Source organism: Limnohabitans sp. (assembly GCF_030158565.1).
Lineage (GTDB): Bacteria > Pseudomonadota > Gammaproteobacteria > Burkholderiales > Burkholderiaceae_C > Limnohabitans_A.
In genome coordinates this window covers 23,524-35,268 of record NZ_JAOASQ010000055.1, presented here as the reverse complement: position 1 = coordinate 35,268, position 11,745 = coordinate 23,524, and the positions used below count along the sequence as shown (strand labels likewise).

At 65.0% G+C, this 11,745-nt stretch carries 5 protein-coding genes; 2 read left to right on the top strand and 3 right to left on the bottom strand.

The features are described from left to right. Nucleotides 1-114: 114 nt before the first annotated feature. The 3 genes from Q1W40_RS11760 to Q1W40_RS11750 form a co-directional block, all read right to left on the bottom strand. Nucleotides 115-1,092: an alpha-E domain-containing protein gene (locus Q1W40_RS11760; protein WP_300712131.1), complete on the bottom strand. Its 978-nt coding sequence runs from the start codon at nucleotides 1,090-1,092 to the stop codon at nucleotides 115-117. A 99-nt stretch (nucleotides 1,093-1,191) separates the two neighbouring features. Beyond that, entirely contained in the window at nucleotides 1,192-2,643 is a 1,452-nt protein-coding gene (locus Q1W40_RS11755; RefSeq protein WP_300712129.1) for a circularly permuted type 2 ATP-grasp protein, read from the bottom strand. Nucleotides 2,644-2,701: 58 nt separating this feature from the next. Next, on the bottom strand, nucleotides 2,702-5,308 hold the full coding sequence (locus Q1W40_RS11750; protein ID WP_300712127.1) for a DNA internalization-related competence protein ComEC/Rec2: 2,607 nt from the start codon (nucleotides 5,306-5,308) through the stop codon (nucleotides 2,702-2,704). A gap of 177 nt (nucleotides 5,309-5,485) precedes the next feature. Here Q1W40_RS11750 and Q1W40_RS11745 point away from each other — a divergent pair, with 177 nt between their 5' ends. After that, complete coding sequence (locus Q1W40_RS11745) at nucleotides 5,486-8,905, top strand: transglutaminase family protein (protein WP_300712125.1); 3,420 nt, start codon at nucleotides 5,486-5,488, stop codon at nucleotides 8,903-8,905. 62 nt (nucleotides 8,906-8,967) lie between these two features. After that, nucleotides 8,968-11,739: a circularly permuted type 2 ATP-grasp protein gene (locus tag Q1W40_RS11740; RefSeq protein ID WP_300712135.1), complete on the top strand. Its 2,772-nt coding sequence runs from the start codon at nucleotides 8,968-8,970 to the stop codon at nucleotides 11,737-11,739. Nucleotides 11,740-11,745 lie beyond the last annotated feature (6 nt).

The window sequence follows — 11,745 nt, the reverse complement described above, 5'->3', positions numbered from 1 at the left end:
GGTTTGGGATGACATGCCTGGCCCGGGATGACATGCCTGGCTTGGGATGACATGCTTGTGTTCGGGATGACCTGCGCTCATTCGTGGTGGCAGGATCTCCAGGGGAATGACGGTTCAAGCCGCAGACGGCATCAAGAACTCTCGGCTGATGCGGCCACCCAGCACATTCACGCGGTCCAGGAACTGCGTCAAATAAGCGTGCAAGCCGGTCGCCAAAATCTCATCGATGCGGCCAAAGGCCAGCTCGGACAACAAGCGCCCGGCATCGCGCAGGGTGTCACTGTCCGGGTCATGTGCCACCAGCTTCAGATTCGACAAGACTTCGTTCAGGCTGGCGTGCAGCGAGCGTGGCATGTCGGGGCGCAAGATCAGCAACTCGGCCACGCGCTCGGGGCGGATCACATCGCGGTAGACCTTGCGGTAGACCTCGAAGCCGCTGACGCTGCGCAAGATGGCGCTCCAGTGGTAGAAGTCGTATTCCTGCGTGCTTTCTGCACCCGATGTGTTGTATTGCGGCGCACCAAAAAAGTCGTTGTTCATGGCGTGGAACTTCACATCCACCAAACGCGCCGTGTTGTCGGCCCGCTCCAGGAAGGTGCCCATGCGCATGAAGTACAGCGACTCGTCCATCAGCATGGTGCCCACCGTCACGCCGCGTGACAGGTGCGAGCGGAACTTCACCCACTCGAAAAACTGGCCCGGGTCGCGTTCGAACTCGCCGCTTTTGAGCATGCGGTTGACTTCGAGCCAAGTCTGGTTTTGCGTCTCCCAGACCTCGGTGGTCAGCGTGCCGCGCACAGCGCGAGCGTTCTCGCGGGCCGCCCGCAGGCACGAGATGATGGATGAGGGGTTGTCCACATCCTTGACCATGAACGCCATCACATCGCGGGGCGTGATGTTTTTGTACAGCGCCAGGTAAGCGGGCAGCAGTTCGCTGATCGACAAGATGCCTTCCCAACCGGCTTCCACGGCGGCGGCGGACTGCGGCAAGAGGGAGGTCTCGTAGCTCACATTGAGCATGCGGGCCGTGTTCTCGGCCCGCTCCATGTAGCGGGACATCCAGAAGAGGTGGTCGGCGGTGCGGCTCAGCATATTTTTTCCTTGGTGTGTCATGCCCGACGGGTCGGGTATCCGTGGATCCTCGGGTCAAGCCCGAGGATGACAGGGGTGAAATCAGGACAGGGGGTGAAATCAGTCCTGCAATATCCAGGTGTCTTTGGTGCCGCCGCCTTGGCTGCTGTTGACCACCAAAGAGCCTTCTTTCAGCGCCACGCGCGTCAGGCCCCCGGGCACCATCTGCACCGTGCGGCCACTCAGCACAAAGGGGCGCAGGTCGATGTGGCGCGGGGCGATGCCGCTGTCCACAAAGGTCGGGCAGCTCGACAGGCTGAGCGTGGGCTGCGCGATGTAGCCCTCGGGGTTGGCCAGCAGCGCACCGCGAAAGCGCTCGATCTCTTCTTTGGTCGAGGCCGGACCGACCAACATGCCGTAGCCGCCTGCGCCGTGCACTTCCTTGACCACCAGGTCTTTGAGGTTGGCCAAGGTGTATTGCAGGTCGTCGGGCTTGCGGCACTGAAAAGTCGGCACGTTTTTGAGGATGGGTTCCTCGCCCAGATAGAACTTGATCATGTCGGGCACATAGGGGTAGATCGACTTGTCGTCGGCCACGCCCGTGCCCACCGCGTTGCAGATCGCCACATGACCAGCTTTGTAGGCCTCCATCAGGCCCGCGCAGCCCAAAGTGGAGGTGGGGCGGAACACGTTGGGGTCCAAAAAGTCGTCGTCCACCCGGCGGTAGATCACGTCCACCCGCTTGGGGCCGCGCGTGGTGCGCATGTAGACGAAGTTGTCCTTGACGAAGAGGTCTTGGCCCTCCACCAGCTCGATGCCCATCTGCTGCGCGAGGAAGGCGTGTTCGAAGTAGGCGCTGTTGTACATGCCGGGCGTGAGCACCACCACCGTGGGCTCGGCCGTGGTGGCCGGGCTCACCGCGCGCAGGGTTTCCAGCAGCAGGTCGGGGTAGTGGGCCACGGGGGCCACGCGGTTCTCACCGAAGAGCTCGGGGAAGAGCCGCATCATCATCTTGCGGTCTTCGAGCATGTAGCTCACGCCGCTGGGCACGCGCAGGTTGTCTTCGAGCACGTAGTACTCGCCGTTGCCTGCACTGTCGGGGGCACGCACGATGTCGATGCCGCTGATGTGCGAATAGATGTTGTTGGGCACATCCACACCGACCATCTCGGGGCGAAACTGCGCGTTGTTTTCGATCTGCTCGCGGGGGATCACCCCGGCCTTCAAGATGTCCTGGTCGTGGTACACGTCGTGGATGAAACGGTTGAGGGCCGTGACGCGCTGCACCAGACCGGCCTCCATGCTTTTCCACTCCTGGGCGGCGATCACGCGGGGGATCAGGTCAAAGGGGATCAGGCGCTCTGTGCCCGAGCCGTCTTCGTCCTTGTCGCCGTAGACGGCAAAGGTGATGCCGACACGGCGGAAAATCATCTCGGCCTCTTCACGGCGAGCGGCCATGGTCCGGGGATCTTGCGCCTGCAACCAACGGGCATAGGCCTCGTAGTGTTTTCTCACCTCGCCCGCATCGCCTGATGCAGGCAGGCGGCTGTACATCTCATCAAATTGGCGCATAGCTTCTTACTCCTGCACACAGGTTAGCAAGATGCGTACCCACTTCGATTGACGGCGGTCAAGGCGCTGCGTGGTGCCAATAGCGGCGCGAGCGCTCGCGCTCGCACACCAGCTGTTTGGGTGCATCGCTGCGCCAGGTGGCTGCGCCGCAGTGCACGCTGTCCACCACGCGGATGCGCAGGCCTTCATAACGGGCCAGCACCGCAGGTGCCGGGTGGCCAAAGCGGTTGCGGTAGCCCGCTTGCACCAGCGCCAGCTTAGGGCTCAAGGCCTGCAAAAACTCGGGTGTCGAAGAGGTCTTGCTGCCGTGGTGCGGCACCAGCAGCAGATCGACCGGCGCCAGCCCTGCCGCCACCAAGGCTTGTTCTTGCGGCGCTTCAATGTCACCCGCAAGCAAGACCGAACGCAGGCCATCGCTGATGCGCAAGACGCAGCTGAGCGCATTGGGCTTGATCGGCTTGTCCGGCGGCAGCTGGGGCGCCGCCGTGGGGTGCAGCACCTCGAAACGCACACCGTCCCAGACCCAAGCTTGGCCACGGTGGCAAGGCTGCGAGCTGGCGGCCAGCGCATGCAAGGGGTGCCCGGCTTCCAGCGATGACCACAGCGCGACCTGCGGCTGCATGGCCAATACCGCTGGCGCGCCGCCCGTGTGGTCGGTGTCGCGGTGGCTGAGCATCAGCACATCCAGCCGCTCGGCCGTCTGTGCCAGCAGCGGCACCAGCACGCGGTGACCGGCATCGCTTTCGGGCGAATAGCGCGGCCCCGCGTCGTAGAGCAGACTGTGGCGCGCCGTGCGCACCAAAACAGCATTGCCCTGCCCCACATCGGTGATAAGCAATTCAAAAGTACCCAGAGGTGGGCGCGGCGCCGTCCAAAACAGTGCGGGCCACAGCAAGGGCAGGCTCGCCAGCTTCCAGGACAAGGGCCAGCGCGACACCCACAACAGCGCCGCCAACAGCGCCAAGACCGCAAACCCCCAAGGCGGCCAAGCCAGGCTCACACTGGCGAGCGGCCAACTGGCCATCCAGACCAGCAAAGCGGTCAAAGGCTTGAGCGACCAAGCGGCCAGCACCGCCCAACCCGACCAAACCACGCCCAGCATGGCCAGCGGCGTGACCACAAAACTCACCCACGGAATGGCCACCAGATTGGCCAGCAGGCCCACCACCGAGACCTGCCCAAAGAACAGCAAACACAAAGGTGCCAGCGCCAGCGTGACCACCGATTGCTCGCGCCACAAACCCCAGATGCGGCCCGCAACATGGCGCCACGACTGACCCCGCCATTCGCCCTGCAAGGCGCCACCTTTTGCATGAAAACGTGCAAGGCACAGGGCACGCAAGCGGTGCACCAGCCCCGACTTGGTGCTGGGGTCAGGATGCACCTGTGTCGCCTCCTGCGCAGCATCCTGCATCGGTGCGCCCGGCCAGCGTTCATCGGTCCACACCAGCACGGCCACCGCCACAAAGCTCAGCCAAAAGCCTGGCTGCAGCAGCGCCCAAGGGTCGAGCGTCAAGACGACTGCCGCCGCCAACAGGCACACCAGCGTGGCAGACCATTGCCTGGCCGACAGGCGCAAAAGCACCACCACACCGAGCATCCAGACCGTGCGCTGCGCCGGCACACCCCAGCCGCTGAACAAGGCATACACAAGCGCCAAAGCCAGCCCCGCCAAAGCCCCCACCTGCGGCGCAGGCCAGCGCAAAGCGCCGCGAAACCCCCACAGCGCCGACCGGCGCCAGCACCAGCCCACCGTCATGGCGGCGAGCCAGGCAAACATGGTCACATGCAGGCCGGAAATGCTCATCAGGTGCGCCACCCCGGTGGCCCGAAACACATCCCAGTCGCTGCGGTCAATGGCGGCTTGATCGCCTGTGACCAAGGCCACCACGATGCCCGCCACATTGGGGGCGCGCCCAGCGCCGTCGGCAGCGACACCGGCGTCCGCCACCGCACCGAGCCGCGTCTGCAAACGATCGCGCACCGACTGCCGCCACCACTCCACCGGGTGCGACCCAGTCTGCCCCAGGCGCTCTGGCGCAGGCTGGCCCGGCCCGGCACGCACCACACCGGTGGCACGGATGCCCTGCTCCCAAAGCCACAGCTCGTAGTCAAAACCGCGCGGGTTCAGGTTGCCGTGTGGCGCTTTCAGGCGTGCCCGCAAGCGCCAGCGCTCACCGGCCTGCACGGGCTCGGGCAGGGGCGACAGGTTCCAGCCGCTGTCGGTCACGCCGTCCTGCCCATACCAGCCCAGATAAATCTGCTCGGGCACTGGCACTTGCTGCCGTGCAGCCCCCTGCCCGCGCCAGGCCGACTCGACCCGAAAACGAAAACGCCAGCCCATGTCCTGCTTGTGCGGCATGGCCTGCACCACACCCACCAGCTCCAGATCCTGACCTTCCAGTTCGGGGGCAATCGATGGCAGCTTCCACAGCGCATGCCAAGCCGTGCAGGCAAAAGACAACAGCGCACACGTCAAACACACACCGATGAACGCAGGCATGCGCCGCCAAGCAGGCCAGCACAAGCCCGCCAAAGCCAGAACCCCCATGGCGCCATAGACAGGTGCGGACCACAGCTGGCTTTGCTGAAGCTGCAAGGCCACCCCGGCGCACCAGGCCAGCAAGGCCGGTGCCAAACCCTGCGCCCAACGCAAGGACATCATGGCGCGGCCTCATGGCGGGCAACGCTGCGCTTGGGCCTGCTGGGCAAGCATGACATCTTCAGCCTCCCTGGATTGGCTGTTGGGGTCGCCAATCTCTGGGCTGGCGCGTGTCTTGCTAGTTTAAAAAGCCCAAGCTGCATTTGTCATGCGTGCAGCCCCTGTTGCGCTTTTAAAGATATGTCGATACAAGTTGCCCTGCACCACGTTACCCATTACACCTACGACCGACCGGTTCAATTGGGGCCCCAAGTCATCCGCCTGCGCCCGGCCCCGCACAGCCGCAGCCGCATCCTGAGCTACAGCCTCAAGGTCGAACCCGAAGAACACTTCATCAACTGGCAGCAGGACGCCTTTGCCAATTACCAGGCGCGCTTGGTCTTCCCGAAAAAAACCACCTCGTTCAAGGTCACGGTGGACGTGGTCACCGAGATGGCCGTGTTCAACCCCTTTGACTTCTTTCTGGAGCCCTCGGCCGAAGAAGTGCCGTTCAAGTACGCGGACCTGGTCAAAGAGGAGTTGCAGTCTTATTTGGTCAAGGACAACAAGACGCCCAAGTTCAAAAAATACCTGGCCAGCATGGACCGCAAGCGCCAACGCACCATCGACTTTCTGGTGCAGATCAACCAGCGCCTGCACCAGGACATCCGTTACACCATCCGCATGGAGCCCGGTGTGCAAACGCCCGAAGAAACGCTGACCCTGAAAAGCGGCTCCTGCCGCGACTCGGCCTGGCTGCTGGTGCAGTTGTTCCGCCACATGAACATCGCGGCCCGTTTTGTCTCGGGTTATCTGATCCAGTTGGCGCCGGACGTGAAATCGCTCGACGGCCCGAGCGGCACCGAAGTGGACTTCACCGACCTGCACGCCTGGTGCGAGGTGTACTTGCCCGGCGCGGGCTGGGTGGGCCTGGACCCGACTTCGGGCCTGCTGGCCGGTGAAGGCCACATCCCGCTGGCTTGCACCCCGCAGCCCTCAGCGGCGGCGCCCATTGAGGGCCTGATGGACAAGGCCGAGGTCGAGTTCAGCCACGAGATGAAGGTCACCCGCATCCACGAGTCGCCCCGCGTGACCAAGCCCTACACCGACGAGCAATGGGCCGAGGTGCAGCAACTGGGTGAGCAAGTGGACGCCCAGCTGGTGGCCGAAGACGTGCGCCTGACCATGGGCGGCGAGCCGACCTTTGTGTCCACCCAGGACCGCGATGGCGCGGAATGGAACACCGACGCTTTGGGGCCCACGAAGCGCGGCCTGGCCACCGAGCTGGTGCACAAGCTGCGCCAGCAATACGGCCAGGGTGGCTTTTTGCACTTTGGCCAGGGCAAGTGGTACCCGGGCGAGCAACTGCCGCGCTGGGCGCTCAGCATCTATTGGCGTGCCGATGGCACACCCTGCTGGCAAAACCCCGAGGTGTTTGCCGACGAACGCGAACCGCAGCGATACACCAGCGCCGATGCGCTGCGCTTCATGGAAGGGCTCACGGCGCAGCTGGGTCTTTCCAGCGACACCGTGCTGCCCGGGTTTGAGGACACCTGGTACTACCTCTGGCGTGAACGCCGATTGCCCGTGAACGTGGACCCGTTTGATGCGCGCCTGGACGACGAGATGGAACGCAACCGCTTGCGCCGCGTCTTCAGCCAGGGTCTGGACCAAGCCGTGGGCTATGTCCTGCCGCTACAGCCGGTGGACACAGGCAACCCGGCACTGACTGCCTGGCAGACCGGGCGCTGGTTTGTGCGCGAAGAACGCATGTACCTCATGCCCGGCGACTCGCCCATGGGCTGGCGCTTGCCGCTGGACTCGCTGCCCTGGGCTGCCCCCACCGACCGCTGGCACCAGATCGAGCAAGACCCCTTCGCTTTGCGGGGTGCCTTGCCCGCCGCGCCCACGCTGCTGCAAACGCGCGCCCCGGGCATGACCGCCCATTCGGCGGCCAGCGGTGCCCCTGGCTCGGCCGCCGTGCCCGCCCAGCCCGTGTCGCGCTTCGTGTCCGACCCGTCGGTGGTGCGCACCGCCTTGTGCGTGGAAGTGCGCGACCCGAACCGGGCCAATGGCCCCCAAGCCGAAAGAGATGCCGAGAAAAAAGGCGACAAGTCGGGCGTGCTGTATGTCTTCATGCCGCCCCTGGCGCGGCTGGAAGACTATCTGGCACTGGTGAGCGCCGTCGAAGCCACCGCCTTGAAGCTGGGCCTGAAGATCGTGATGGAAGGCTACCCGCCACCCCGCGACCCGCGCCTGAAACTCCTGCAAGTCACGCCCGACCCCGGCGTGATCGAGGTCAACATCCACCCGGCCCACAACTGGACCGAGCTGGTCGAGCACACCGAGTTCTTGTACCAGGCCGCTTTCGAGACGCGCCTGTCGGCCGAGAAGTTCATGACCGATGGCCGCCACACCGGCACCGGCGGCGGCAACCACATGGTGATGGGCGGCGCCACGCCTGCCGACAGCCCCTTCTTGCGCCGCCCCGAGCTGCTGGCCAGCCTCATCCTCTATTGGCACAACCACCCCAGCCTGAGCTATTTGTTCAGCGGCATGTTCATCGGCCCGACCAGCCAGGCCCCCCGCGTGGACGAAGCGCGCAACGACCAGGTCTATGAGCTGGAAATCGCGCTGCGCGAGATCATCCGCAACCGCCAGAAGTACGGCGCCGACATGCCGCCTTGGCTGGTGGACCGCACCCTGCGCAACATCCTCGTGGACGTGACCGGCAACACCCACCGCAGCGAGTTTTGCATCGACAAGATGTACTCGCCCGACAGCAGCACCGGCCGCCTGGGCCTGTTGGAGCTGCGCGCATTTGAAATGCCGCCCCACGCCCGCATGAGCATCGTCCAGCAACTGCTGCTGCGTGCCCTGGTGGCCCGCTTTTGGGATGCGCCCTATTCAGCGCCCGTGACCCGCTGGGGCACCGAGCTGCACGACCGCTTCATGCTGCCGCACTGGATCCACAAGGACTTTGACGACGTGCTCACCGAGCTGGGCGACGCGGGCTTCCACTTTGACCCGAGTTGGTTCGCGCCACATTTTGAATTCCGCTTTCCGCTGGTCGGTCAACTCCGGGTCGATGGCGCGGTGGTGACCCTGCGCAATGCGCTGGAGCCCTGGCACGTCATGGGCGAAGAAAACGGAGCAGGCGGCACCGCCCGTTATGTGGACTCGTCGCTGGAGCGCATCGAGGTGCATGTGACGGGCATCAACCCCTCGCGCCACACCGTGACCGTCAACGGCAAGCCCCTGCCCCTGCAGCCCACGGGCGTGGTGGGCGAGTACGTGGCCAGCGTGCGCTACAAAGCCTGGAACCCGCCCTCGTCGCTGCACCCGAGCATCGGTGTGCACGCGCCGCTGACGGTTGACCTGGTGGACACCTGGATGAAACGTTCGCTGGGTGGCTGCCAGTACCACGTGGTGCACCCCGGTGGCCGCAGCTACGAGACCTTCCCGGTCAATGCCTATGAAGCCGAAAGCCGCCGCCTGGCGCGTTTCTTCCGCATGGGTCACACGCCCGGTGCGATGAAACACGTGGCCGCACTCGGCCCCAACGCCACGCTGCACGCCAGTCCCGAGTTCCCGTACACCCTGGATTTGCGCAAGGCTTGAGCGACAATGGTTGAATGAATGAATCCCGCCACAGCCCGGCCCAAACTCTGGACGCGCAAGCCATGACCTGGCTGGCGCACCAGGCGCTGGCCGCGCCCGAGGGACACTGGGATGAACTGCGCGGATTGAGCCTCGCACCCACGCCAGACGGGCTCGCGCCCGATGCGCAGATGAGCCGCGCCTGGCAAACCTTCATCGAACATTTGGCCGGTGAAGGCCTGCAGGGCCTGAACGCCCGCATGGCCAATTTGCAGCGCCAGGTGCGCGACAACGGCATCACCTACAACGTGTACGCCGCGGCCGACCAACCGCAGCGCCCCTGGTCGCTCGACCTGTTTCCGCTCATGGTGCCCGAGGCCAACTGGCAGCAGATCGAAGCGGGTGTGCTGCAGCGCATGCAGCTGCTCGAGCGCATCATGGCCGACGCCTATGGCCCGCAAAAGCTGGTGCTCAATGGCCAGTTGCCTGCGGCGCTCATTCAAGGCCACCCCGCTTACCTGCCTGCCATGCATGGCGTGCCGCCCGTGGGTGGCCGCTATTTATCGGTGGCCGCGTTCGACCTGGCACGTGGGCCAGACGGCTGCTGGTGGCTCTTGTCACAGCGCACACAAGCGCCTTCGGGCCTGGGCTATTTGCTGGAAAACCGGCTGATCGTCTCGCGCCTGTTCCCTCAGGCGTTCGAGGCGTTTCCGGTGCAGCGCCTGGCCGAGACCTACCGCACGCTGATCGACGGCATCAAGGCGCGCAGCCCGGCCGGGGCCTCGGCCCACATCGCGCTGCTCACGCCCGGCCCCTACAACGAAACCTATTTCGAGCACGCCTACCTGGCCCGCTATCTGGGCCTGAGTCTGGTGCAAGGCAACGACCTGACCGTGCGCGATGAACGGCTTTACCTCAAGACCTTGCAAGGCCTGCAGCCGGTGCATGGGCTCTTGAAGCGGGTGGACGACGACTGGCTCGATCCGCTGGAGCTGCGCGCCGAATCGACGCTGGGCGTGCCCGGCCTCTTGCAAGCCGTGCGCAGCGGCAACGTGCTGGTGGCCAACACGCCCGGCTCCGGTTTTCTGGAGTCGAACGCGCTCTTGGGCTTCATGCCGTCCTTGGCGCGTGCGCTGCTGGACGAAGAGCTGCAACTGCCCGCCATTCCCAGCTGGTGGTGCGGCGAGGCGGCGGCCCTGCAAGACGTGCTGCCGCGCATCAGCAGTTGCGTGATCAAGCCCACCTACCCCTACAACACCGACCGCCAAAGCTTCGAGCCGGTGTTGGGCCACCAACTGAGCCGCAAAGAACAAGACGAATGGGCGGGCCGCATCCTGCGTGACCCGGATGCCCACACCTTGCAGTCGTGGTTGCCACTGTCGCACCAACCCACCTGGCAAACACCGCCCGGCGGCCAGGCCCGGATCGAATCGCGCCCGGTGGTGCTGCGCGTGTTTGCCGTGGCCGACGCGCAAGGCGGCTGGCAAGTCTTGCCCGGCGGCCTGGCGCGCTTGGGCACCCGCGAGGGCATCGCCTCCATGCAGCGCGGTGGCAGCAGTGCCGATGTGTGGGTGCAAGCCGCATCGGCCGAAGGCAATGCCCATTCGAGTAACAGCTCGTGTGCCGAGACTGGATCGCCACACCGCTTCGCGCCTCGCGATGACGCATCAAACCCCGCGATGGCGAGCGGATCCCACTCTGTCATGGCGAGCGAAGCGCGGCCATCCATGTCTTCACCCGACACATCGGTCAGCGACACACCGCATGGATCGCCACGTCGCTTCGCTCCTCGCGATGACGAGTCCGCCTCCGGCATGGCGAATGCCTCGCCCACACCCCAGCGCCAGCGCCTGGTCACCAGCCGCGCCGCAGAAAACCTGTTCTGGATGGGCCGCTACACCGAGCGCACCGAAAATACCTTGCGTCTGGTGCGTCTGAGCCTGGAGATTTTGAACAGCGAAAACCAGAACCAGCCGCTGCTTTTGAACTTCATCACCCGCATGGCCGCGCGCCACGGCCTGGTGCGCCCGGGCGTGCCTGCCGCTGGTCTGTCGCACCGCGTGTTTGAGCGTTCGATGATCGCCGGGCTCTGGGACAAGACCTTGGCCACCAGCGTGGGTTTTAACCTGCGCTCGGTGCGGCTGGCGGCCTCTTCGGTGCGCGAGCGCCTGTCGCCCGAACACTGGCGGCTGCTGGAGCAAGCCGAGTCGCGTTTTTTCAACTCGGTGGCCAGCGACAACTCGCAAGACACGGTGGAAGTGCAAGCCCTGCTGGGCGAAACCAGCCAAATGCTGGCGGCCTTGACCGGGGCGCAGACCGACCGCATGACGCGCGACGATGGCTGGCGCCTCTTGTCGATTGGCCGCCACATCGAGCGGCTGGAGTTTTTGTCGAGCGCCTTGAGCGAAGCCGTGCAAGGCGGCCTGATCGGCGAGCAAGCGGGCTTTGACGCGGTGCTGGACTTGTTTGACAGCACCATCAGCTTCCACGCGCAATACCAGCAAAGCCGCACGCCGCAGGCCCTGATGGACCTGCTGGTCACCAACCCCGACAACCCGCGTGCTTTGGGCTGGGTGGCGCACACCTTGCGCTCGCGCCTGCTGCGCATGGGCAACCTGGCCGATGGCGCCACCGTGCCGCTGGCCGACTGGGTGCCGCGGCTGGTGGACCTCACGCCCGAAGCCTTGTGGCCCTTGTACAGCGCGCCCGATGCCCACTTCACGGGTTCGGCCCAGCCCCTGCCCTTGCATGCGGCTTTGGCGCATTGCCAAAGCGCCGCAAGGCAGGTGTCTGACCAGCTGTGCGCGCTGTTTTTCACCCACAGCGGTGAAGCCCGTTTCAGCTTTGGCGCTTGATCGGTT

Coding starts and splice junctions, on each gene's coding strand:
- Q1W40_RS11755 (WP_300712129.1), bottom strand. CDS start 2,643: ATGCGCCAATTTGATGAGATGTACAGCCGCCTGCCTGCATCAGGCGAT.
- Q1W40_RS11745 (WP_300712125.1), top strand. CDS start 5,486: ATGTCGATACAAGTTGCCCTGCACCACGTTACCCATTACACCTACGAC.
- Q1W40_RS11760 (WP_300712131.1), bottom strand. CDS start 1,092: ATGCTGAGCCGCACCGCCGACCACCTCTTCTGGATGTCCCGCTACATG.
- Q1W40_RS11750 (WP_300712127.1), bottom strand. CDS start 5,308: ATGATGTCCTTGCGTTGGGCGCAGGGTTTGGCACCGGCCTTGCTGGCC.
- Q1W40_RS11740 (WP_300712135.1), top strand. CDS start 8,968: ATGACCTGGCTGGCGCACCAGGCGCTGGCCGCGCCCGAGGGACACTGG.